Origin of the sequence: Streptomyces sp. NBC_01451, from assembly GCF_036227485.1 — a bacterium.
Lineage (GTDB): Bacteria > Actinomycetota > Actinomycetes > Streptomycetales > Streptomycetaceae > Streptomyces.
This window is the reverse complement of record NZ_CP109479.1, coordinates 6,536,234-6,559,513: the sequence shown is the minus strand read 5'-3', so window position 1 is coordinate 6,559,513 and position 23,280 is coordinate 6,536,234. Positions and strand designations below refer to the sequence as shown.

The following is a 23,280-nucleotide window of genomic DNA, read 5'->3' as shown; positions in this document are numbered from 1 at the left end:
GTACTGGTCCACCGCACCCTCGTGGGCATAAATGACCATAGAAGGCTGGGGCCCGCGAATAATTGAGCATAGGCGCTCGCTGACCCAACTGGCCCGGGTCGATGCTGAGTTCCATGGTCACAACACAGGAGCTAGGCATCACAGAGGCCACGGCGGCAACTGAGGCGCTGCGAGAAGCATTGACTTCGGCAGGGGTCGTACTGCCGTCCTTGGGAACGGATACAGCGTCCCCCTCACTGAACCTGATCACCCTGGGCCGGGTTCGCAGCGACGTGGCGCTGCGCCTGGCCGAAGTCATCCAGCGGGGGTGCGCGTGAGCGGGTACACCCCGGACATCGGCGACCTGGTGTGGGACGAAGGGACCCTCACGGTCGGTCAGGTCGTCGACCACATCGGCCCGTATTTTCAGCTCAAGTCCCCCGGTGGTGGAAGGGAATGGGACGCGCACGGCATTCTGCGTCCGGCCACACAGGCGGAGCGACTGTCGTACGGCGTGGCGCTGGCCAACTCCCGTAGTCGAGGAAAGACACCATGAGCGGCGTCCGGTGGGAGTGGCGCGACGAAGGAAGCGGTCCCGGTCACATGCAAGCCGTCGCCGACGACGGCATGTTCAGCGACGTGCGGGGGGCGTACCGCGCTCTGCTGGCGCACTGCGCCATCTGCTCGGAGTGCCGCAGCCAGGATGGCAACGAGGAGAGCCAGGAGATTCGCTGCGAGGTCGCTTCTGGCCTGTACCGGGCATGGCGCAATGCGGGTGGCCCTCGGGCACCCCATGGCACCGGAGACTAAACCAGCACAGCAGGGCACCCCCAACAGGAGAGCCGTGTCCCTACACATGCGATATCGGGGAGTAGATGAACGAGGAGCGAGGCGTACTAAGCCTGGCCGAGATGCGCCGCATGAGCGGTCTGACGCAGAAACAGGTCGCCGAGAAGATGGGCGTGACAAAGCCACGGATCAGCCAAATCGAGAACGGCTTCCCGTACCTTCAGTTCAATGTGGTGCAGAGCTACCTGGAGGCCCTGGACGCCCAGGTCATGGTTGCCATGGCGGACGGCGTCCAGGCAGTGCTCCACGAAGGCAGCGACTATTCATCTGCCGTACGCAACCGCGACCGGGGTGACCGCACCGCGCTCCGGCAACGCTGACGACAGCGGGGAGGCGGGCCCGGGGTTCCGAACCACACCCTCCTTCAAGCAACGGCTTTCAGACGTTCCGTCAGCATTCCACCCGCTCCTCGCAGGAGGCTGTGCACACGGACGTCCTGCGCCCGGGCGCCCGTGTGCTTGGCGCCGAACACTCGCTTCATCACCTCGGCGACGACGTACTGAGTGAGTGCATCCTCGGGGACCGGACCCCAGGGCGTGCCGTTGATCCGCAGAATGCCGGCGCGCCCGTGACCGGTCTCGTACGTGGCGTCCTCGTCACCGAGGGGCAGCCCGAGAGCAGCGAGACGGGCATGTACCTCACTCGCGGAAGCATTGTGGTCCCGCAGCGCGCCGACGAGCTTGAGGAGCGCCTGGGCTGCTTCCTGCTGCGCCCTGACAACCGTCTCGGCGGACTTCTCCAACGACGCGTTCAGAGACTTGAGTTCGGCCGCGTGCGGCTTCTCGGCGATCTTCCGCGCCTTGAGAGCCTCGTCCTGTCGCGCCTTGGCCGCCTTCACTTCGTCGGCCCGGCGGACCTCACGCTGAATCGCGTCCTCCACGTCCGTACGCGCAGCCATCCTGGCGCGTGCACCTCGCTGCCTGGCCTCGGACACCCGGGTCTCGGCTTGCTCGATGTCAATGCTGGTGATCACACGTGCTCCTTCAGCAGCAGGACAAGCGGCATTTGCTTGTCCCGGGTCGGCTGCGCGAGTTTGGGGGCGGCGATGGTGAACAGGACCCGCGTCTCCTGTATGGCTTGGAGGGCGTCAGGGTCCCCGGCGAGGGCGGCGTCCTGGTGCGCAGCAAGCGCCCTGGCGTACGCACGGGATGCGCCCACGACCATGCCGTAGGCCGATGCCTCGTACGCGACGCAGAATTCCTGAGCAGGCCGGTACTCACTCATGGGTCATTCCTCCGAACCCCCGGACGGCGGCCACGTGTAGCCCTGACTCAGGGTGTCGACCTCCAGACCGCCCGTCGAGGCACCAGTTGGGGCCACCACACCTCACCCTGTTGACCAGGTCGTCATCGCCGACGGCGAATCGCAGTCGGCGATGGAGGGCGGCACCTAGTCCGCTGCCCGCGCCGCTTGTCCGTCAACTCCGGCTCCTCGACATCGCTGGGTTGATACATAAAGCAATGCCACTCACGTTCGGGGAAACCAAATGGCCCTGCTGAATTATACCAACCGACCGATCTCCAGGGAATAGATAAAGTCGGAAAAGTCAACCCCTCGAAGGGGTTGAAAAGTTACCTAAAATCTTTTCGATTCCAGGCGGCCGGTGAGGTGTGGAATTCATCCGATAAATCGACCTATAGCGATTCCGGCATTCCGCACATTATAGACATTTACGACTAGTTCGTGGAGCCTGGTCCAGTCGCACGAGGATTGTTTTCAAGGACGTCCCTCACAGCTGAAAGGTACTGATCTCTAGCTGTTCGAAAGGCCGCGTCGGCCTCATCCCGTGCCGGTACATCTTGTCGCCTACGTGCATCCAAGATTTCGATGATGAAGCGCAGCATCTGTCGCGCAGGGTCCTCGACCGAGGCTGGACCCTCAAGGGTCAAGCTGGCCATCACTCGGGACATGGACGGCTCAACCTGAAGTTCAAGGTTGTTAAGCCATGCGACCCTCTCGGTGAACTCCAGGAAATTGCCGTACACCTGTCGGCGCCGTTCATCGATCCGGGCACGCTTCTGCTCGTCCAGGGTGGCTTGCACCGTGTGAAGCAGCGCGTCCGCCTGACGGTCTCCCGCATGCTGCGCAGCCGTAGCTTGACGCAGCCCTGCCGAGCGGGTGAACCAGCCCGTGACGACGCCGCCCGCTACTGCCGCACCGGCCGCGATCAGCGCGACCCCCCATTCGCTCATGCGTGCATTCTGCCATTACCGGTACCTTCGCGATGGACCCATGGAGTGCCGGCCGTCGTCTCATCCGCAGGATGACTGAACGGCGGAGACGATGTTGCCAGCAAACCCGACGATGAGGCCCAATCCCACCACGAGCAGACCCCGATAGCTCTTCCACTTCGGCTGTTCCGTTCCCCTGACGTAGTCCCGCAGCCCGACGAACTGAATGTCGGCATTATTTCGGATGGTCTCAAGATCGCCTAGGAGGTGTGACTCCAGCCTGACACGGAATTTTCGTTCACGCTGATCAAGCACTTCGGGCAACTCCCCCTGCCACTGTTCCAGGTCGCCGATGCGCCGCTCAACGGTTTTCACTCCCGAAGTGGCGACGGTGGGATTGAACGCCTCTGCCTCGACCACAGCCCCCTGGTCGCTGTCGTACACGTAATTCGGGAGTCCGAGGTAACGGGCCAGGTTCCCCCGGGCCTTTTGGATGTCACGGCCAGTCAGTAGGACACCAGCCAGTTCCAGGACGATAGCCACGCAGTACAAAACCAACTCAATCGTCATGTCCGGAACGTACTGCGCAGGAACGGGCGGCGAGGGCGTTGCGTCGGCCTATAGCAAACGAGTTCAGCCGGGCAGAGGAAGGCCTCCCTCGCGCTGGAGGCCTTCAGGCGATGCCTTCGGATGGCCGGCCGGACGCTCAGATGGCGGAGACGATGTTGCCCGCCAAGCCGAACAGGACGCCGACCCCCAACACGATCGGGCCTCGGTAGCTGTCCCACACGGACTGCTGCGAGCCCTCGATGTACTCGCGGAGTTTCTTGAACTGACCGTCGGTGGTCTGCTCGACAGAGCGGAGGCCGCCTTGGAACTGCTCTGTCAGACGTTCCGTCACCTTCAGGTCGAGCTGCTTGAGTTCGTCCCGCATTCCGCGCCGCCAGGCCTCCAACTCTTCGACGCGCTGCTCAAGCGTCGGAGTCCCCACCGTCACCTCGGCGGTCATCTCCGGGGAGCCGAGGGTGCCGTGAACCGAGCCGTACACGGTGCGCGGAAGCTCCAGGTACGACGCCAAGCGGCGGCGCGCCGCGCGAATGTCCCGGACGGTCCGCTGAATTCCCCAGATCTCCAGGGCTGCAGCTATCGAAACGAGAACCACGGCAGCGACAGTCATATCGGGAGCCTACTGCCGGGCGGAAGCCCTGTAGCGGCCTGTGAGGTACGAGCCAACCGGACAGAGGAACACTATGCGCCGAGGGCCCGGCACTACCTTCGTCTTCTGCCTGTACGTCTTACCGTCCGCCCCCGTCACGGGGCACGGCGTGACCGGCTCTGGAACAGAGCGCCGCCGTGGGTGTCCATGTCGGGGACCTAAATGTCCGCAGGTGTTCCAGATGGCACACCTGCGTCGAGGTCACGGCGCACCGTACCGACCCCGGCCCCAGCCTCGATGGCTTAGCGATCGCCCACGTCGACATCCCCGCGTCCCATAGTTCGCCGACCACACCCCACCGTTCCTCACGGGGGAGCGCGGGCCCGAGCCCACGCCAGTTCGCCGTCGCACCAGGCGTCCCAGGACACGTACCCCCGGGAGATCCACGCGCCTCCTGTGTCCCGCCCGGCTACGGGCGGGGCGTTCGATTTCTGGAACCAGGCCCCCTTGTGTAGCCTCGCGCCCCTCGAACCAACGCACAGGAAAGGGACATCTCTTGACGAGCATTCAGGACACCCTCGAAAAGGCCACCAACGAGTACGTGAAGGCGGCGGACGCGCTCTCGGCGCTCTGGGCGCAGGCCGCTCAGCGGACGCTCACGATCACGGAGATCCAGCCGTACATAGACCGAGCCGACGCCACCCGGAAGGCGTACGCCGAGGCATTGAAGGCTGCCGGTCAAGCCGTCCCGCACGGCCTCGTCTGACGTGAGGGCGCCCCGGACTCTCGTCCGGGGCGCCCTCACCATGCGCCTCTACTTGATCCACTCGGTGTGGCCGCACGCGGTGCAGGCCCTGTCGCCGGTCTTTCCGAAGTTGCCGACCTCGGTTTCCCATTGAGGGTGGTCACACGGCGGATCACCCTTGGCTTTCCACTCTCTCCGCAGGCGTTCAGCCTGATCCATATGCATGACTAAATGGTACAACTGATCGAATATCAGAATCTGGGCGGACGGCTAATGGGACGCCCGCCACCCCCGCGCGCTTGGGGGTGATCACACAGCATCCTCCTCAGCCTGGGCGGGGAGGGCCTTGATCAGAGGCGGCCACCCGCTCGCAGCCTGGTAGACGGTGGCACGCTCACCGACCGCGACCGGGGTGAGCGGACGCTCATCGTCCGCCAGCCAGACGAGGGCGATACGTACGCGGCTCCCGTCCCGTGACGGGCGGACCGAGGTGACCCAGGCCCGGGTGAATGCTGAGACTGCAGAACGGCGGGCCAGGACCACCTGACCCACGGCGGGGACGATCCCGGCGGGAATTTCGCTGAATCGGCACATCTGCATGAATAGTTCTCAATCCTGATAAATGGGCAAATTAGGCGGGCGTACGTGCGAGGGAGGCGATCTTGAGGGGCAGCGAGGGAGGGGTCTCGCTCAAGAGGTTTCCGTCACCGGGGGGGTCTATATAGACCCCCCCGACGGGTTCCGAAACTGGGTTCCCATCGCGTCCGAAACCCACCTGACCTGGCCTTTTAGGTTTCGTCAGGTTTAGTTCCGGCAGGGGTTTTGGTCGACTACTGTCGGAAACCCTGCCGAAACCCACCTGACCTGCGAGTATGAAGATTTAATCCGAATTGCCCGCTGAAACCTATTTAGCCTGATTCTTCGGGATCGCGCATGCCCGGTAGTGGTCGGACGGACGCCCGCCCTTGGTCGACGCTGCGGCCTTCGACGCGTTGGCGTCCACGAAGATCAGACTGTCTTCCGTCATCTTCCGCAGGCGCTCCTTGATCTTCCTCTCGGAGATGCTGAAGCCCATGTCTCGGGTCTTGATGTGCAGCGCCGACGCATTCAGGGCGGTGGAATCGGACGCCACGATCTTCAGCAAGATGTCGATCTCCTCCCGCTCAGTCAGACGAGCCTTGTCCAGTCGGGCGGTGAACTGCTCTCGCTTGTCGTCCTCGACGCCCTGTGCGTCACGCTGGCGGGTGAAGTACACGTTCAAGCTGCCGTCCCCCGCCGTGCTGTCGAAGGAGACGTACGCGGCAACCTGGTTCACGGGACCGGCCCACCCCTGGTTGTCCTTGCGCAGCGTCAGCGCGACGAGTCCACGGGACCCGATCTCCGGCTGCTTGATGACCTGCGCCTGGTAGAGCGCGCCCTGTACGGCCTGGTACATACGGACCGATCCGGCCTGCCTATCGCGGTTCTCATGGCCAACGTGGCCGATGAACAGACCCGTAGCGCCTCTTACAGTGAACGGCGCGAGGAACGCGCGTAGCGCCATGTCCATACCGCTCGGGTGGTTAACCTCGGCTCCTAGTGCCGTGATGGCGGGAGTGATCGCGTCCAACGTCACCAGGCCGATGGCGTCGGCGAAGTCGGACGGAAGAGCTGCGATGTCCTCCTCGGAGCGCAAGACGCGAAACTGCTTGGCTACTTGGTCTCGGGTCGCCCCGGCGTTCTTGAGGCGCCGCACGATCGCACGGTCGGAGTTGTTGTCGAACTCCCAGTGGACGACAGTCTGTCCGCGCTGAAAGGCCTCCACCTGTAGGCGCGACAGGATCAGCGTCTTGCCGATACCGCCGTCGCCGTAGATACCGTTGGACGTTCCGGCATAGCACAGGCCGCAGTCATCATCAGAGAGGTAACCAGCCTGCGGGCGTCGGTCGGCAGCGCTCTCATCCTCCAACTCGTCGTACAGAGCACCGAGATCAGTGACCGGTTCCTCGACGCGCAGCTCGGCGGCGATGCGCTTCTTGGCTTCCAGCCGGGCTTTCTCTCGGACGTACTCAGCCTGATACTGCGTGGCTTCGTACTCCGGGTCCTCCGCTGTCCTTTGCAACTCCTCGGAGTCGACGATCCGATGCGCACGCCTGCGGGCACGCTCCCGCCGGAGCGCATCCGCATCCAGACTCTCCTGATCACCCTCCTGTTGGTTGTACGCGGAGCCAATACCTTCCGGGTCGCGCGGCGTGGGGATGTGAGCACCGCCGTCCACCGCTGAGTCCCCGGGAACGTCAGAGTCCGTGCGGGAGGAGCTGTAGCGGGCGAACCACGGCCGAGGGTCGGGCATCCGGCGGGCGTAGTCGAGGCCGCCCAGTACAGCGCGCTCCACCTCGCCAGGGTCACGGCCAGCAGCGAGACCAGCATCCCGCATGATGTTGGTGACCTCCTCCTCGGAGATCTGGCCGTGCATCGCGTACTGGTACGCCTTCAGCGGCTGTGCCAGCAGCAGGCCGTGAGTCCCCAAGTTGGGACCGCTCGCGTACCGGATCTCGTCGGCTAGTTCCTCGACCCGGGCACGCGTCTCCTCGTATCCGGCGAGTTCGCCGGCCGTCCGACCCGTCTGAGAGTTGATCCAGCCGTCACCGACGCGGGCCAGCGGTACGGCTGCGGAGCGCTTGCTGGCACGACGACGCTCGACTTCCTCAGGTATCCACAGTGGGAGGTCGTGACGCTGCTGCCACGGGTCGTTCTCCCAGACGTACTGACCCTTGACGAGGCCGGTCTTCTTGTCGCGGATGACTGACGGCGCGGCGACCATGAGGCCACCGTTCGCCTTGATGTCCACCGCGTCTGCGAGCCCGGTCATCTGCTTGTCCGAGCCGGTGGACGAACGCAGGTCCATCTCACGAGGGATGTCGAAGAGTCGGTGACCGCCGTGGGTTGCAGTTCGGGCGCGCGGTCCATCAGGGAGCGGCTCGAACGACGCTGCAATGGCAGCAAGGTTCGCCTCACCGGTCTTGCCGTCGGTGACATCGGTGTCCACCAGAGCGATGCCGGACCGTCCGCAGTTGATGCCGATATTGGCATGTGGGTTGTCGCTCCACCATCGCCGGATGACGTCCGGGTTGGTTGTGGCTGCGTACAGGCCGTGACACCGGGCATATCCAGCCGGATGGAGCGTGCAGTTCTCCCGGCCGTCCCGGTGTCTGTCCGACTCGTAGTAGTCGCCCTTCGAGTCGCACCGTCGGCAGTTGCCGAAAAAGCCCTTGCTCCCGTCGCGGAGCTGGAAGGCGTAGTAACCGTGCTCGGCATACTGGAGCGCCCAGTCCAGCATCGTGTCACCGGCGTACGGACCGACGAGGAAGCGGCCGGAGCCGTCCATGAACCCCTTTGCTCCCGTCTCGTCGGGCGTGACGAGGGGGATACCGGTGGGAACCGGCTGGGTCGACGCCGTGGACGACGTGCCTTCCTCGGTATCGGCTTTGTCAACCCGGGGTCTACCGATCGGATTGACGTGCACTACGCTCATTGATGAGCGCCTCTCTGTTCAGCGGCGACCGGGAGACTGCCGAGGTCTGTGGTCCCGATCACCGAAAAAGTGGGGCGTGCGCCCCCTGCGGCTGCTGGTGCGACCAACACCGGCCTTCAGCAGGGGGCTTTGTTCATACAGCCAGAGCCGCCGCGCGCTGCTTGGCGCGGTACCGGCGCATCCCCGCACCAATCCGGGCGCGCCCTTCGTCCGTCCAGCGCTGGCCGACCCGGACATTCAGTGGCAGGAGGTATCCGGCCTGCCGGTACGCAACGATCGCCGCGCCTTCGACAAGGTGCCTCTGGGCGTACGGCGCCTCGCAGATCCGCGAGACAAGCGGCGGCCCGTCCAGGCTGCGCAGCCACTCGGCGAGCCGGGGGTTCCACCGCTGGACGTCAAGGTCGTACCGGCGCACCCAGTGGCGGTATGCGCGGACCTCCTCGTCCCCGGCGGTAACGCCGATGTACACGGACCTGCGGTGAGCGTCGAGCAGGGCGTAGACGCGGACCATGGGAAACGGCTCATCGGTCTGCGGTTCGGGCTGGTCGAGCTTGGTGTCAAACTGGGCGGGATTCTGTACCATGTTTTGTGCAACTCCTTTCAGGTTGATCGGCGAGATGAGTCCTCGGGCTGGGCGGCCCGGGGACTTCGCCGCGTCGGGGGTCAGGCAGCCTTCGAGAGTCCGGCGCCCCCATCGCCCAGCTCAAAGCCGGACGTGGTTCTGCGTTTCTGCCTGAGCCCCAACAGGGCGACGAGGCGGCGCACCTGGGCGTCCGCCAAATCGCGGTCGACGTAGAGGTCGACGAGTGTCCGTACGGGCACGCAGGCGCCTTGTTCGACCATCAGGCGGCCCTGACGGCCTGATCATCGAGCCAGGCGTCAATGTCGTCCCAGCGGGCCCGCAGATGACGGCCAACCCGGATCATGCGCGGCCCTCCACCCCGCGAACTCCACTGGTAGACGGTCGCGAGCGGGACGCGACAGTACTCAGCGATATCGAGAGCAGTGGCCAACGGGCGCCGGGACAAAGCAGCGGATTGGTGCGAGCCGACGCACCCAACGCGGGACGCAGATACGACAGCACGGGGCATAGGACCCCTCCATGTAGCTTGTGGAATGACATGCAAGATTCAGCGTTACAGACAGCCGACACTATGTCAATGCTTGCCTTACCTCGCCCAAATCTGTCATCGTGTGGAATGACAAAAGGGGTTGAGCGTGAGGCTAGAAGAGATCATCGGCGCACATATCGCCGACCGCCGTGCCGACGAAGGGATGTCCCAGGCAGAGCTAGGTGAGGCGCTGGGTCAGCACCTGGAGAAGCCATGGAGTCGACAAGCCGTTCACGCCGCCGAAAAGGGCAAACGTGCCTTCACTGCAGCGGAACTCGTCGCAATCGCGCTTGCTCTGGACGTCGAACTATCTGAGCTGATGGAGCCACCGCTCAAGCAGCGTCACGAGGATGTGGAGCTTCAGCGCGGCACCATCTCGGCCAGAAAACTTGCAGCCGTAGTCGCACCAGAGACCCCTGAGCAGTGGGAGCGGCGCGCCGACCTGAAGACGCTGCGGCAAATTTCCCCGATGCTCACAGGTGTCATCCAAACCCTTAAGATTCTCAACATCAGCCTTGGAGGACTCCTCACGACCGAAGAGGAGCAGGAGGCCCGCGAGAACCCCGAGGGAGCGCAGCAGTGGGCGCAGGAAGCCCTCGCTGCCCGGGCGACCCTGACCGCGGCACTCGCCGACATGGTCGGCCAGAGCGTTCAGAGTGAGGATCGCAAGGCAGCCATCAAACGCGTAGAGAAGGCACTCGCTGTAGCCACAGGAACAGAGGGAGGCAGTGACAGCTGAGGCCTGCCGCCTGCCCGTGCTCCTACACCAGCGCGGTACGTACTTCCGCACGGCACTCTTTAGTCGACAGGGACCAGCCTGGCGGGGTCGAACTTGTTCCCTTTGGACCGATCGTGCGGCAGCACGTCGTACCCGGGCACCAGGGCAAGTACAACCTCTCGCCGGTCGACAGGAGCGAGGTGCTCCCACCCCTGCGCCACATCACCCAAGAGCAGGCGCCGCAGGACCCGAGGCACCCTCGACGTCAGCAGCGCCCGTGACTCCTTGATCCGCTGCTCGATGATCCCGCGCGCTTCTTTGTACTCCGGGAACGTGATCTCCCGGCGGGCGTACATACCCGCCATCTGCTTCAACTGCGCCTCATCCTCAGCCAGTTCGGCGCGGGTCTCGTCCGTTGCCTCCGTATCGGCGACAGTCCGCAACTGCTCAAGAACGCGGGGCTTTCCCAGAAGTTCGAGAACCTGCCGCTCCACCTCGTCCTCGGCGAACGCGGCCTTCACTGCGATCTTCCCGCAGCCGCCATGTGGCGTCGCGCACCAATACCGCCGGCCGCCATTGCCGTTCCAGCCCATCAGCATGTGGTGGCAGCGCGAGCAGCGCAGGACTCCGGTCAGCCACCGCTGCAGGGTCAGGTCAACGCTACGGGCACGGCTCGCGAGACGGGCGCAGACCTGTTCCCACTTCTCCTCGGAGATGATCGGATCCCATACAGCCTTGCCAACGATTTCGTCTCGGTACTCGCGCAGTCCCGCCACGGACGGCTTCGTGACCACAGACCTCACCGAACGGTCCGACCAGGGCGCGCCCGTGACAGTGGGCACCTTGCGCCGCTCCAGGCCATCGGCGATGGAGTTAAGACTCTCACCCATCTCAGTATCGATCTTGGACCGCTGGTCATGGGTCCAGCCGTCCCACTCGCCGAGGACGCGGTCCGCGATCTCGCGGATGATCGCGGCTTCTTCCTCGACAGGCTCGTGCCCGACAGCAGTGAAGCCGTAGCCCCGGTACCCGCCCCCAGGAGGCCTACCCTCGGCGGCCAGTTCCTCGTGTTTGCGGGTAACCCGGCGCGCGGTGTCTCGGGAACTCTTGTTGGCGACCGCGCACATGATGCGAGCCACGGTGATATCGGCGTCGTTCGCCAACCGAAGGGAGCCGGTGACCGACTCCACGGGGATGCGGGGGCGCCGGGACTCCACTACGTCGATGAGATCTTCAAGGTCACGAGGGTCACGGGCAACCCGGTCAAGGTCGTCGGCGATCAATCCGTCGTACTCCCCCGAGGCGAGGCTATCGAGGGCCGCGCGGAAGCCGGGCCGGACCGTACGCAGCGCGGTCGTGCCGTCGGGGAGCTTGATCTTGCGGCGCTTGAAGGCAGACGTGTCGTCCTCGGGGATCACTCGGGCGATCTTCCAGCCGAGCCGTTCGGCGAGGGCGCGGCCGTCTTCCTCCTGCCGACCGATGCCCTTGGAGAACTCCGCACGGCGCGGCTTCTCCTCGCTCTCAGCCGCGGACTCCTCGGCCTCCTCCTCAGCCTTGCGGTAGCTGATTCGAACGAGCAGTACGGCACTTGTTGGCCTTATGTCCATAGGTTAATGTTAGAACGTCGGATCACCGATGCCGTTCACGTCGCGCAGTTCGTCCACGGAACGGTATCCACCGTGCTGGGTGCGGTAGTCGATGATGTGCTGCGCCAGCACCGGGCCGACCCCCGGCAGGGTGTCGAGCTGATCCGTGGTGGCGGTGTTCAACGAAACAGGCGCCGCCGGTCCGGCCCCCGTCCCGCCCACGGAGCCACCCGCTCCCCCGCCGCCCGAGCCGGTCACACCGCCCATGACCGCCCCGGGTACGACAGGCACGGCCCCGCCGACCACCACCTGTTCGCCGTCCACGAGGAACCGCGCGCGGTTGAGCCCGTCGGTCTTCGTACCGGGCCGCACCCCGCCCGCGGCCCGGAGGGCGTCGGCGACCCTGGAGCCGGCCGGCAGCCGGTGAACCCCGGGCTCACGCACCTTGCCGCCGACGTCCACCACGATCTGGGCCCCGGCCGTTCCCGCGACGCCCCGGGGACCGGCCGCGCCGTCCGTACGCGCCGCCGCGAAAGGAGCCGCCGCCCGCACCACCTCCGGCGCCCGAACAGGCTGGGCACGCCCTGTCCAGAAGTGCTGCACGGCGAGCGCCGCGGCAGCGGCCAGCACCACCGTGAGCGCCACCACGCTCCGCCGCTCCAGACCGCACCGCACTTGCAGCCACACGGGCATCCGCTCCCGCAGCGCAAGCCCGGCCCGCTCCTGCCAAGCCCCGGCGGCCGGACCGCTCGCGGCACCGCCGTCAGCCCCGACACCGCTGTCCGCGACGGCAGCCGCAACGAGGGTGTCCCCGTCGACGCCAGCGCCCATGCCCTCGCCCCTGACCCCGACCCCGCCGGAAACCCCACGCCCTGCCGCCGGCCCGGGGAACCGCGCCCGCTCCCCGCCCGCCATCGCCCCCGCATCCCGCTCACCACCCGGCGGCCCGTTCCCCGACTCCCTTCGTTCCAGTACCTGTTCGCCGAAAAGCACCTCCGCCCGTCGACGGATCTCGTCGGCCGACGCCTGATGCTGTCGGGCCCTGCTGCGGGGACGGCGATGACCGTGCCGGACACGGCCGTCGGACATCGGGCCGCGGCCCGGGCCGCTGGTCGGAGTGGTCGCGTGTGAACGTGATCGAAGTGCCATGCGCCGAGGATGGAGCAAACCACCACACTCGCGATGATCTTGCTCAATTCCGGTGGATACCCAGCCGGTTGTGGATAACTCTGTCACCCACACGAGTGCTGCGCGCAGGCGGAATCCCCCAACAGAGCGCCGCGACAGCGCTCCGCGCAACACCCCCGCAGGGGCCCCTCACCGAGGCGAGACAACCACTCCCAGCAGCCCGGGCCCGGTGTGCGCCCCGATCACCGCACCGATCTCGCTCACGTGCAGCTCGGCCAGTCCCGGCACCCGCACCCGCAACCGGTCCGCGAGGGCCGCTGCCCGGTCGGGTGCGGCCAGATGGTGAACCGCGATGTCGACCTGCGCGCCGCCCGCCTGCTCGGCGACGATCTCCTCCAGGCGGGCGATGGCCTTGGACGCCGTCCGCACCTTCTCCCGCAGCTCGATACGGCCGCCGTCCAGCTGCAGCAACGGCTTCACGGCGAGGGCCGAGCCGAGGAGGGCCTGCGCGGCGCCGATCCGGCCGCCACGGCGCAGATAGTCCAGGGTGTCCACGTAGAAGTAGGCGGACGTGCCCGCGGCCCGTTTCTCCGCGGCGGTGACGGCCTCGTCGACCGTGCCGCCCGCTTCCGCCGCCTCGGCCGCGGCCAGCGCGCAGAACCCGAGGGCCATAGCCACCATGCCGGTGTCCACCACCCGGACGGGCACCGGCGCCTCACGGGCCGCCAGGACGGCCGCGTCGTACGTGCCCGAGAACTCGGCGGACAGGTGCAGCGAGACGATGCCGGTGGCGCCGGATTCGGCGACCTTGCGGTAGGTCTCCGCGAAGAGCTGCGGACTGGGGCGCGAGGTGGTGACGGACCGGCGCTTCTGGAGTGCCTGCGCCAGGGACCGGGCCGAGATCTCGGTGCCCTCTTCGAACGCCTGGTCACCGATGACCACGGTCAGCGGCACCGCGATGATGCCGTGGCGCTCCATCGTCAGCGGCGGCAGGTAGGCCGTTGAATCGGTGACGATCGCGACATGGCGGGACATGAGCTGGAGGTTACCTGCCGTAGCTCGTGGGCGGCAGCCCGCCCCTTTCACCTGCGACGGACCCGGAGGCGGCCCGCCGGATCAAGTCGTGCTCTCGGGACGGGGTTTCTTCTGCCAGGGGTAGACGGGCGGCTGGACCGGCGGAGTGATGGCCGGCCTGGTCTGTTCGGCGGCCCGGCGGGCGTCGGGGTTGTCCGGCCAGGTCTGCTGCGCCGAGGCGCCGTCGGCGGCCGGGGCCTCGGGCCACGGCGGCGGAGCCGAGGCGGGCGTGGAGGTCGATGTGGGGGTCGGTGCGGGTGCGGGGGCAGGCGTGGGTTCCTCGGTCGTCCAGTGCCGCAGGGCGCCCGCCTCGACGTCTATCTGAGTTCTCAGGGCGTCCAGGTCGTCGCCCGCGAAACGGGTCGCCCGGTCCCGGGCCGCCCACCGCAGCGAGTCGGCCGCATGCGTGATGTGGTCGGTGCGCTCGCGCAGGGCGGGCAGCCGTGCGACGAGTGTCGCCCGGTCGGGCTCGGACTCCAGCCGCTTCAGCTCCGCGTCCAGTTCGTGGCCGTGCGCGCTGAGCCGCTCGAAGAGGCCGAGGGCCTCCTTCAGGGACTCGTCCTCGCCCACGCCCGCGTGCAGCGCGTCCTGCGTGGCACGCATCGACGTACGCAGCTTGAGCCTGAGCTGGGCCAGCTCGCCGGCCGGGCCCGGCTGGGCGTAGGTCTTGGCGCGCAGCGTGGTGTCCTCGACCGTGCGGCGGGCCTGCGAGATCGTCCGGTCCACACCTCTCTTGGCCGCGCCGACCACCTTCACGGTCGCGTACACGCCCAGCACGACGAACAGCAGGAAGAGCAGGGCGACAACTGCGACAGCGGCTTCCACGACGCTCCTCCTCGTACCGGGCACGGCCTTCGAGCCGCTCTTCAACGGTAAACGCAAAGAGCAGGCCCGGAGTTCCAAAAGAACCCCGAACCTGCCCGTAGGGGACTACCCGGAGCCGCCCGGCAGACAACCCGCCGGACCGCCCTCCCCTGCGCCGCTACGCCGTGACGATGTTGACCAGCTTCGGCGCCCGCACGATCACCTTGCGGATCCCCGCGCCGGCCAGCGCCTCCACGACCTTGTCGTCACCCAGGGCCACCTTCTCCAGCTCGTCGTCGGAGATCGACGGCGAGACCTCCAGACGCGCCTTGACCTTGCCCTTGATCTGCACGACGCAGGTCACGCTCTCGTCCACGACGTACGCGGGGTCGGCGACCGGGAAGTCCTGGTGGACGACCGATTCGGAGTGGCCCAGCCTGCGCCACAGCTCCTCGGCGATGTGCGGGGCCAGCGGCGCGACCAGCAGCACCAGTGCCTCGGCGACCGTGCGCGCGACCGGACCGCCCGCCTTGGTCAGGTGGTTGTTCAGCTCGGTGACCTTGGCGATCGCGGTGTTGAACCGCAGGCCCTCCAGGTCCTGGCGGACGCCGTCGATCGCCTTGTGCAGGGCCCGCAGTGTCGGCTCGTCTGCCTCGGTGTCGACGACGGTGACCTCGCCGCTTTCCTCGTCGACGACGTTGCGCCACAGCCGCTGCAGCAGCCGGTACTGGCCCACCACCGCGCGCGTGTCCCACGGCCGCGACACGTCCAGGGGGCCCATCGCCATCTCGTACAGGCGCAGGGTGTCCGCCCCGTACTCGGCGCAGATCTCGTCCGGAGTGACCGCGTTCTTCAGGGACTTGCCCATCTTGCCCAGCAGCCGGGAGACCTTCTCGCCCTCGTGGAAGTAGGCGCCGTCGCGCTCCTCCACCTCGGCGGCCGGGACGGCGATGCCGCGGCTGTCGCGGTACACGAAGGCCTGGATCATGCCCTGGTTGAACAGCCGGTGGAACGGCTCGGCCGAGGAGACGTGCCCCAGGTCGAACAGGACCTTGGACCAGAAGCGCGCGTACAGCAGGTGCAGTACGGCGTGTTCGGCGCCGCCGACGTACAGGTCGACGCCGCCGTGGGGCTGTCCTTCGCGGGGGCCCATCCAGTACTGCTCGATGGCCGGGTCGACCAGCTTCTCGCTGTTGTGCGGGTCCAGGTAGCGCAGCTCGTACCAGCAGGAACCGGCCCAGTTGGGCATGGTGTTGGTCTCGCGGCGGTACTTCCGCGGGCCACGCCCGTCGCCCAGGTCCAGGGTGACGTTGACCCAGTCCGCGTTGCGGGACAGCGGGGTCTCGGGCTCGGTGTTCGCGTCGTCCGCGTCGAAGGTGCGCGGCGAGTAGTCCTCGACCTCGGGCAGTTCCAGGGGCAGCATCGACTCGGGCAGCGAGTGGGCGACGCCGTCCTCGTCGTAGACGATGGGGAAGGGCTCGCCCCAGTAGCGCTGGCGGCTGAACAGCCAGTCGCGCAGCCGGAAGTTGACGGTGCCGTGGCCGATGCCCTTGTGCTCCAGCCACTCGGTGATGCGCGCCTTGGCTTCGGCGACGGCCAGCCCGTCCAGCGAGATGTCGCCGTTGGCCGAGTTGATGATCTTCGCGTCGTACGCCCCGAAGGCGCTGTCCCATGTCGAGGTGTCGGTGCCGCGTCCGTCGGTCGGCTCGACGATGCAGTGGATCGGCAGCTCGAAGGCGCGCGCGAACTCGAAGTCGCGCTGGTCGCCCGCCGGTACGGCCATGATCGCGCCGGTGCCGTAGCCCATCAGGACGTAGTCGGCGATGAAGACGGGGATCCGCTCACCGTTGACCGGGTTGGTCGCGTACGAGCCGATGAAGACACCGGTCTTGTCCTTGGCCTCGGCCTGCCGCTCGACGTCCGACTTCGAGGCGGCCTGGGCGCGGTAGGCGGCGACGGCCTCGGCGGGCGTGGCGTGGCCGCCCGTCCAGACGTCGTGGGTGCCCTCGGGCCAGGCGGCCGGGACCAGCTTCTCGACCAGCGGGTGCTCGGGCGCCAGAACCATGTAACTGGCGCCGAACAGGGTGTCCGGGCGGGTGGTGAAGACCGTGATGGCCCCGCCGTCCACGGCGAAGTCGACGCGGGCGCCCTCGGAGCGGCCGATCCAGTTGCGCTGCTGCAGCTTGATGGCCTCGGGCCAGTCCAGCGCGTCCAGGTCGTTCAGCAGCCGGTCGGCGTAGGCGGTGATGCGCATGTTCCACTGGCGCAGCCTGGCCTTGAAGACGGGGAAGTTGCCGCGCTCGGAACGGCCGTCCGCGGTGACCTCCTCGTTCGCCAGTACGGTGCCCAGTCCCGGGCACCAGTTGACGGGCGCCTCGGAGGCGTACGCCAGGCGGTACTCGCCCAGGACGTCGGCGCGCTCGATGGCGGTCAGCTCGTTCCACGCGCGCGCGTGGTCACCCGGTACGGCACGCTCGCCGCTCTCGAACTGGGCGATCAGGTCGGCGATCGGGCGGGCCCTGTCCGCCTCCTCGTCGTACCAGGAGTTGAAGATCTGCAGGAAGATCCACTGGGTCCACTTGTAGTAGTCCGGGTCGATCGTCGCGAAGGACCGGCGCTTGTCGTGGCCCAGGCCCAGCCGACGCAGTTGGACCTTCATGTTCTCGATGTTGGCCTCGGTGGACACCCTGGGGTGCGTGCCGGTCTGCACCGCGTACTGCTCGGCGGGCAGGCCGAAGGCGTCGAAGCCCAGGGTGTGCAGGACGTTGTGGCCGGTCATGCGCTGGAAGCGGGCGGACACGTCGGTCGCGATGTAGCCCAGCGGATGGCCGACGTGCAGACCCGCACCGGAGGGGTACGGGAACATGTCCATGATGAATTTCTTGGGCTTGGCCGCCAGCTCGGGGTCGCCCGCCAGGTCGCCGCTCGGGTTGGGGGCGGCGTACGTGCCCTCGGCGTCCCAGAAGTCCTGCCAGCGTGCCTCGATGTCGGCCGCCATGGCAGCCGTGTAGCGGTGCGGCGCCGCGACCTCGGCGGCAGCGGGGTTCGTCTCGCTCATGGTCCTCAAAGCTCCATCGATCGTCTCTGCCAGCGGCTGGAAATGAAAAATCCCCTCGCACAGGAGGGGACGCCGCGCCGATGCCGACCACGATTCGTCAGCGGTCGGGACTGATCAGCGCGGCTCGCTAAGCAGAAGGCGTACGGCACGCATGGCGTCAGGGTACCGCAGTCGTCGAGGGAGCCGCGACGGAGTTACCGGGGCGCACGGCACCGGGTGCCACGCCGGGACGGAGTCCCGGAAGTCCCCACAGGACCCCCACACGACACTCCCACGACCCCCTAGTACTCCAGCTGTAGATCGTGATCTTGCCGCCAGGCAGGGCCTACTCGTTCGCGCCGTGCCCGGGTGGCCACCCGATGACGCCTTCCGCTTGAATGTTGCGCAAGGACGCTCCGTCGAACCGGGCACCGGTGATGTTGGTCAGCCCGAGCGGGGGCACGCCAGTGTTTACGCTTCCGAACCTGGCGTCGGTCAGATCGGTGTCGCGCAGATCAGCACCCCGTAGATCGCATCCGGCCAGGCTGACCTCGCGCAGTGAAGCCCCGCGCAGGTCTGCGCCGCTGAAGTCACAGAACTTGAACCAACACCCGTCCAGGGTGGCGTGGCGTAGATCGGCCCCGATGAACGAGCAGCGAGTGAACCGCAGTTGCGACGTGCGAGCTGAAGCAAGGTTCTGGCCGGTGAAGTCCTCACCGTTCACGGCCGCATAGCTGTGGAGCGCGGCGAGTCGTTGTCTCGCGGTCGGTGGCGTGGTCATGTGCGCCAGCGTGTCAGCCGGGGCGGTGGCCGTCGCCCGGATTTCCGGCAGTTCGCCGTCCGTCAGCCGGTCACACAGGTCCGGGCTGGTGCGGGAGCAGGTGCGGCCACCGGTGATCATCGGTGTGTGAAGACAGAAGATCAGACGGTGGCCGTAGGTCACAGCATAGATCCCGTCCGTTGGCGGGAGGCGTTCGAGGTGGCCATGGGGCGTATCGCGGGCCGGTTCGCCCGGGTCGAACCCCGGCGGCGGGCCGGGCGATTGGTGTTGGGACTGCTGGCGGACCTGCCGCGCAAGAACTGCTGGACGATCGCGGAGTGGGTCGGGGATGCGAATCCGCATGGCATGCAGCATCTGCTGTGCCGGGCGGCCTGGGACGCCGATGCCGTCCGCGACGACGTGCGCGAGTATGTCGTGGAGCATCTGCACGACGAGGCCGCGGTGCTGGTCGTGGACGAGACCGGCGACGTGAAGAAGGGCACTCACACCGTCGGGGTCCAGCGCCAGTACACCGGCACCGCCGGCCGGATCGAAAACTCCCAGGTCGCCGTCTACCTTGTCTACGCCGGCGCCCGCGGGCACGCAGCGGTGGACCGCGAGCTGTACATCCCGCGCTCCTGGATCTCTGACCCCGACCGTTGCCGGGCGGCCGGACTCGGCGAGGACACCGACTTCGCGACCAAGCCGGAGCTGGCCCGCGTGATGATCGAACGATTCCTGGACGCCGGACACCATGTCGGCTGGGTGACCGGCGACGAGGTCTATGGCGGCAACCCGAAACTGTGGTCCGCTCTGGAGGAACGCGGCATGGGCTACGTGCTTGCAGTGGCGTGTTCGGCCGAAGTGGCCACCGGGGCAGGCAAGTTTCGTGCGGATGCCCTGGCTGCCAAGTTGCCCCGGCGGGCCTGGCAGAAGCTGTCCGCCGGACAGGGAGCGAAGGGACAGCGTTTCTACGACTGGGCCGTGATCGATCTGGTCGCCACGGGATCAGGAGGGCGCCAGCTGCTGATCCGCCGCAACCGAGCCACCGGCGAACTGGCCTACTACCGCTGCCATTCCGCCCAGTTGGTGCCGCTGAACACTCTGGTTAGGATCGCCGGTTCCAGGTGGCGAGTGGAGGAAGCCTTCCAGACCGGGAAGGGCCTGGCCGGGCTCGACGAGCACCAGGTCCGCCGCTACCCCTCCTGGAGCCGCTGGGTCACCCTCGCCATGCTCGCCCACGCCTTCCTCGCCGTCGTCCGAGCCGACGAGCATGCCCACCGGCCGGGACCCGACGGTCTGATCCCGCTGACCTGCAATGAGATCCAGCGACTGTTCATCACCGTTGCCGTCCGGCCTCTTCACGATCTGGCCCACCGGCTCGGCTGGTCCGACTGGCGACGCCGCCACCAGGCACGGTCACGGAACAGCCATTACCTACGACAAGCCGCATCCCAGACATGAAGATCACGATCTGCAGCTGGAGTACTAGGGCCTCAGAAGGAAACGTGAATCGCCACACAGCAAAACCTGAACCAGGTTCAAAAATTACTTCGCGTAACAACCCCTATGGGACATCACAACGGCCTCACAGCCCTTTGGTAACAACGCAATAACTCAAACCTCGTACTCCTCGGTATGTCTCGACTTAGAGTTCGACGCGGGACCGCCTTCCCGAACCGCTCGGAGTTGCCCCCATGAACCCTCGTAGTAACAGTTCGCTTCCCAGGACGGGCCGTTCGGCCTCCGGGATGGCGACGGCTGCCATGCTGATCCTCATACCCGTGGTCGTGCTGGTCGGAGGAGACTCGGTCCAGGACTTCCTCAACTTCGGCGCCGGCGTCCTGTCACTGGTCGCCCTCTCCTGCTCGGTGATCTGGGGTCTGGTCGCGACCGACCGGGTCTTCCTGAACACCCGTCAGCGGTTGATCGCACAGGCCGTGCACCGGACGACGGCCGTCTCCTCGGTCGCCTTCCTGCTGCTGCACGTCTCGGTGAAACTGGCCCTCGACCACGCCCCGCTGATCGCCGCGCTGATCCCCTTCAGCCTCGGCGTCAGCGGCACCTCGGGCCTCATCGGCATGGGCTCCATGGCCGGCCTGCTCATGATCTTCACGGCCTTCACCGGCGCGCTGCGCAGCCGGTTCGCCTCCCCGGCACCGGTCGCGGCCCGCTGGCGCGCGATGCACATGCTGGCCTACCCGGCCTGGTGCTTCGCGCTGGTCCACGGCCTGTACGCGGGCCGTCAGGCGAAGCCGATCTTCACGATCCTGTACAGCCTGTCCCTGGTCGCGGTCATCGCGGCCCTGGCGCTGCGCTCCGCGCCCCGCCCGTTCAAGCGCAAGGTGGCCGCCCAGATCATGGCGATCCTGGGCTCCCAGGAGCGACCGGGCCGCGAGGGCCTGGACGCGAGCCGTGCACGCCTCGGGGAGTCCTCCCTGCCGGGCTACGAGAACCAGTCCGCGGGCAGGCCCGCGCGCGGGGACTCGGGGATCCCCCCGCAGCGCAGCGCGCCCTCCGCGTCACCGCTCTACGACGTGCCGGCCAGCCGCACCATGACCCCCGAACCCGCGCAGGACGGCTTCGCGGCGGCCTACCGTGCCGTGACTCCCCCGCGCACGCAGGACTCGTACATGGACCAGACCGCGCGCATGGACATCCAGTCCACCGAGGCGATGCCGCGGATGGACGGCAGCACGTCGGGCAGCTGGCCGATCCCGTCCCCGCCGCCGGTCGGCGAGGCGCCCGTGTCGGCGTACGACCCGATGAACGACACCGGATACAACATCCCTGCCTATGGCAATCCGGGCACCGCCGCGTACGGCACGAGTGATGTGTACAACACCGGTGAGTCGAATGCCGCCTATGGCACGTACAACGCGAACGACACGTACAACAGCGGTCCCGCCACTGATACAAACCCCGGTGCTTCCTATGACTTCGACGCACCGGGTTCGGGCGAACCTTGGAACGCGCCTTCCGGAGGCTTTAAGTGAACGAGGCTCTGCCCGACGTCCCCGAAGTCCGCGTGGTCGGGCTTCCCCAGCTCACGTCGGGTTTCGACCTTGTCGAACGACTGGACCTGCCCATGCACCTCAAGGTGCACGGGCCGCTCGAACCGATGGGCGGCGAGCAGCTCGCGCAGCTCGCCGAACGTATCTCGCTGAAGGGCCGCGGCGGCGCGGGCTTCCCTTTTCACAAGAAGCTGCGGTCGGTCGCCGAGACGGCGATCCGCCGCGGTGTGCGGCCGGTCGTCGTCGTCAACGCGAGCGAGGACGAGCCCGCCTGCCGCAAGGACACGGTGCTGGTCAACCGTGCCCCGCACCTGATCCTGGACGGCGCCCTGCTGTGCGCGGAGGCCATGGGCGCCCGCACGCTCGTCATCGGGGTGACACGTGAATCCACCCAGCGTTCCATGGAGGCCGCGCTCGCCGAGCGCGGCCTCAACAACGGCCGCCGGTCGGCCCTCCGCGCGCGCGTGCAGCGCAATCCGATCCGCATGGTCACCGGCGCCGCCGCCTCGCTGATCCGTTCCATCGACGGCGGCCCGGCGATCCCGCCCGGCCGCAAGATCAGCGCCTCGCAGAGCGGCGTCGGCGGCGCACCCACCCTGCTGTCCAACGCCGAGACGTACGCCCAGCTGGCCATCGCCGCCCGCATCGGCGCCGAGCGCTACTGCAACACCGGCCTGTACGACGAGCCGGGCACCGTCATGCTCACGGTCTCCGGCGCGGTCGCCCGCCCCATGGTGATCGAGGTCCCGACCGGCGTGCCCCTGCGGTACGTCCTCCAGCTCGCCGGCGCCCCGCCGGTCCCGCAGGGTGTGCTGACCGGCGGCTACCACGGCAAGTGGATCGACTCGGCGACGGTCAACGAGGCGATCGTCTCCCGCAACTCCCTGGACGCCGTGGGCGGCGCGCTCGGCGCCGGCGCGATCCTGCCGATCAGCCAGGACACCTGCCCGCTCGGTGAGTCCCTGCGCGTGGCCCAGTGGCTGGCCGAGGAGAGCGCCGGCCAGTGCGGCCCCTGCTACCTCGGCCTGCCCGCGGCGGCGCGCGGCATGGCGGACATCCTCAACGGCGGCGGCCCGGCCGCCCTGGAGGCCGTCAAGCAGGTCGCCAAGTCCGTGAAGCGGCGCGGTGCGTGCTCGCACCCGGACGGCTCGGCGATGTTCCTGGAATCGACCATCAAGGCGTTCACCGACGACCTCGCGGCCCACGTCCTCGGAAACGGCTGCGGAAGGCCCGTGGAGGGCGTTCTGCCGCTCTTCGAGGGCGGCCAGACGCCCACGGGCATCCCGGGCGGCCAGGCGGAGGAGGAGAGCGGCCCCAGCCGCCAGAAGATCTACGTCGACTGGACCCTCTGCCGGGGCCACGGCCTGTGCGCCGACATCCTCCCGGAGGTCTTCGAACTCGGCGCCGACGGCTTCCCCACCGTCGCGCAGGCGAAGGTCCCCCGGTACGCGGAGGCGAAGGCGCTGCGCGCGGTGCGCCGCTGCCCGGCGCTGGCGCTGCGCCTGGAGGAGGACACCAGGGCGTCGGCCCCCGACCGCCTGCCGGTCCTGTCCCAGCGCGGTGGCCGGGGCCGTCGCGCCCTGGGCAGCGGTCGCTGAGACACGCGGAAGCAACGACGGCGGGCCACTCGGAT

Annotated in this window: 24 protein-coding genes; 8 read left to right on the top strand and 16 right to left on the bottom strand. The window is 67.4% G+C overall.

The genetic code is table 11. The features are described from left to right. The first annotated feature begins 113 nt into the window (after nt 1–113). The 3 genes from OG595_RS28820 (at nt 114) to OG595_RS28810 (ending at nt 1,148) form a co-directional block, all read left to right on the top strand. Nucleotides 114–317 carry a hypothetical protein gene (locus tag OG595_RS28820; RefSeq protein WP_329276969.1) on the top strand — a complete coding sequence of 68 codons (204 nt, stop codon included), beginning with the start codon at nt 114–116 and terminating at the stop codon, nt 315–317. After that, complete coding sequence (locus tag OG595_RS28815) at nt 314–535, top strand: hypothetical protein (protein ID WP_329276967.1); 222 nt, start codon at nt 314–316, stop codon at nt 533–535. Before OG595_RS28820 ends, OG595_RS28815 begins: the two co-directional genes overlap by 4 nt. A 319-nt stretch (nt 536–854) precedes the next feature. Beyond that, nucleotides 855–1,148, top strand: a complete 294-nt coding sequence (locus OG595_RS28810) for a helix-turn-helix domain-containing protein (protein ID WP_329276965.1) — start codon at nt 855–857, stop codon at nt 1,146–1,148. Nucleotides 1,149–1,192: 44 nt separating this feature from the next. Here the strand turns inward: OG595_RS28810 and OG595_RS28805 are convergent, their stop codons facing one another. The 5 genes from OG595_RS28805 to OG595_RS28785 all read right to left on the bottom strand — a co-directional run bounded on the left by OG595_RS28805 (nt 1,193) and on the right by OG595_RS28785 (nt 4,176). Continuing rightward, nucleotides 1,193–1,801, bottom strand: coding sequence for a hypothetical protein (locus OG595_RS28805; protein ID WP_329276963.1), 609 nt, complete (start codon nt 1,799–1,801; stop codon nt 1,193–1,195). Then, the gene (locus OG595_RS28800; protein WP_329276962.1) at nt 1,798–2,052 is read right to left on the bottom strand and encodes a hypothetical protein; all 255 of its coding nucleotides are present in this window, start codon (nt 2,050–2,052) and stop codon (nt 1,798–1,800) included. The genes OG595_RS28805 and OG595_RS28800 overlap by 4 nt, the downstream gene beginning before the upstream one ends. A 452-nt stretch (nt 2,053–2,504) precedes the next feature. Beyond that, nucleotides 2,505–3,020, bottom strand: coding sequence for a hypothetical protein (locus OG595_RS28795; RefSeq protein WP_329276961.1), 516 nt, complete (start codon nt 3,018–3,020; stop codon nt 2,505–2,507). A gap of 60 nt (nt 3,021–3,080) precedes the next feature. Next, nucleotides 3,081–3,569: a hypothetical protein gene (locus OG595_RS28790; protein WP_329276959.1), complete on the bottom strand. Its 489-nt coding sequence runs from the start codon at nt 3,567–3,569 to the stop codon at nt 3,081–3,083. A 136-nt stretch (nt 3,570–3,705) separates the two neighbouring features. Beyond that, on the bottom strand, nt 3,706–4,176 hold the full coding sequence (locus tag OG595_RS28785; protein WP_329276957.1) for a hypothetical protein: 471 nt from the start codon (nt 4,174–4,176) through the stop codon (nt 3,706–3,708). Nucleotides 4,177–4,711: 535 nt separating this feature from the next. On the opposite strand from OG595_RS28785, the gene OG595_RS28780 reads away from it, so the two are divergent. Beyond that, nucleotides 4,712–4,921, top strand: a complete 210-nt coding sequence (locus OG595_RS28780; RefSeq protein ID WP_329276955.1) for a hypothetical protein — start codon at nt 4,712–4,714, stop codon at nt 4,919–4,921. A gap of 288 nt (nt 4,922–5,209) precedes the next feature. Here the strand turns inward: OG595_RS28780 and OG595_RS28775 are convergent, their stop codons facing one another. The 5 genes from OG595_RS28775 to OG595_RS28755 form a co-directional block, all read right to left on the bottom strand. Then, a complete protein-coding gene (locus OG595_RS28775) occupies nt 5,210–5,452 on the bottom strand; it encodes a hypothetical protein (RefSeq protein WP_329276953.1) in 243 nt (80 codons plus the stop codon). A 352-nt stretch (nt 5,453–5,804) separates the two neighbouring features. After that, on the bottom strand, nt 5,805–8,414 hold the full coding sequence (locus OG595_RS28770) for a bifunctional DNA primase/polymerase (protein WP_329276951.1): 2,610 nt from the start codon (nt 8,412–8,414) through the stop codon (nt 5,805–5,807). Nucleotides 8,415–8,547: 133 nt separating this feature from the next. Next, a complete protein-coding gene (locus tag OG595_RS28765) occupies nt 8,548–8,997 on the bottom strand; it encodes a hypothetical protein (protein ID WP_329276949.1) in 450 nt (149 codons plus the stop codon). Nucleotides 8,998–9,077: 80 nt separating this feature from the next. Then, on the bottom strand, nt 9,078–9,257 hold the full coding sequence (locus OG595_RS28760; RefSeq protein WP_329276948.1) for a hypothetical protein: 180 nt from the start codon (nt 9,255–9,257) through the stop codon (nt 9,078–9,080). Next, complete coding sequence (locus OG595_RS28755; RefSeq protein WP_329276946.1) at nt 9,257–9,505, bottom strand: helix-turn-helix transcriptional regulator; 249 nt, start codon at nt 9,503–9,505, stop codon at nt 9,257–9,259. Before OG595_RS28755 ends, OG595_RS28760 begins: the two co-directional genes overlap by 1 nt. A gap of 127 nt (nt 9,506–9,632) precedes the next feature. Between OG595_RS28755 and OG595_RS28750 the strand changes: the two genes are divergently transcribed. Then, nucleotides 9,633–10,265 (top strand): helix-turn-helix transcriptional regulator, encoded by a 633-nt coding sequence (locus tag OG595_RS28750; RefSeq protein ID WP_329276944.1) that lies wholly within the window; start codon nt 9,633–9,635, stop codon nt 10,263–10,265. Nucleotides 10,266–10,324: 59 nt separating this feature from the next. On the opposite strand, the gene OG595_RS28745 is transcribed toward OG595_RS28750, so the two are convergent. From OG595_RS28745 to OG595_RS28720, 6 genes are all read right to left on the bottom strand, one after another. Further along, a complete protein-coding gene (locus tag OG595_RS28745; protein WP_329276943.1) occupies nt 10,325–11,851 on the bottom strand; it encodes a recombinase family protein in 1,527 nt (508 codons plus the stop codon). A 9-nt stretch (nt 11,852–11,860) separates the two neighbouring features. Beyond that, nucleotides 11,861–12,979 (bottom strand): helix-hairpin-helix domain-containing protein, encoded by a 1,119-nt coding sequence (locus tag OG595_RS28740; protein WP_329276941.1) that lies wholly within the window; start codon nt 12,977–12,979, stop codon nt 11,861–11,863. Nucleotides 12,980–13,147: 168 nt separating this feature from the next. Then, a complete protein-coding gene (locus OG595_RS28735; protein WP_329276939.1) occupies nt 13,148–13,993 on the bottom strand; it encodes a DegV family protein in 846 nt (281 codons plus the stop codon). A gap of 81 nt (nt 13,994–14,074) precedes the next feature. After that, nucleotides 14,075–14,857 carry a hypothetical protein gene (locus tag OG595_RS28730; RefSeq protein WP_329276937.1) on the bottom strand — a complete coding sequence of 261 codons (783 nt, stop codon included), beginning with the start codon at nt 14,855–14,857 and terminating at the stop codon, nt 14,075–14,077. 157 nt (nt 14,858–15,014) lie between these two features. Then, the gene (leuS, locus tag OG595_RS28725; protein ID WP_329276935.1) at nt 15,015–17,894 is read right to left on the bottom strand and encodes a leucine--tRNA ligase; all 2,880 of its coding nucleotides are present in this window, start codon (nt 17,892–17,894) and stop codon (nt 15,015–15,017) included. Nucleotides 17,895–18,219: 325 nt separating this feature from the next. Then, nucleotides 18,220–18,816 carry a pentapeptide repeat-containing protein gene (locus tag OG595_RS28720; protein ID WP_329275236.1) on the bottom strand — a complete coding sequence of 199 codons (597 nt, stop codon included), beginning with the start codon at nt 18,814–18,816 and terminating at the stop codon, nt 18,220–18,222. 42 nt (nt 18,817–18,858) lie between these two features. Here OG595_RS28720 and OG595_RS28715 point away from each other — a divergent pair, with 42 nt between their 5' ends. The 3 genes from OG595_RS28715 (at nt 18,859) to OG595_RS28705 (ending at nt 23,245) form a co-directional block, all read left to right on the top strand. Beyond that, nucleotides 18,859–20,097, top strand: a complete 1,239-nt coding sequence (locus OG595_RS28715; RefSeq protein ID WP_329283141.1) for an IS701 family transposase — start codon at nt 18,859–18,861, stop codon at nt 20,095–20,097. Nucleotides 20,098–20,330: 233 nt separating this feature from the next. Then, nucleotides 20,331–21,629 (top strand): ferric reductase-like transmembrane domain-containing protein, encoded by a 1,299-nt coding sequence (locus OG595_RS28710; RefSeq protein ID WP_329276933.1) that lies wholly within the window; start codon nt 20,331–20,333, stop codon nt 21,627–21,629. After that, on the top strand, nt 21,626–23,245 hold the full coding sequence (locus tag OG595_RS28705) for an NADH-ubiquinone oxidoreductase-F iron-sulfur binding region domain-containing protein (RefSeq protein WP_164406570.1): 1,620 nt from the start codon (nt 21,626–21,628) through the stop codon (nt 23,243–23,245). Before OG595_RS28710 ends, OG595_RS28705 begins: the two co-directional genes overlap by 4 nt. Nucleotides 23,246–23,280: the final 35 nt, after the last annotated feature.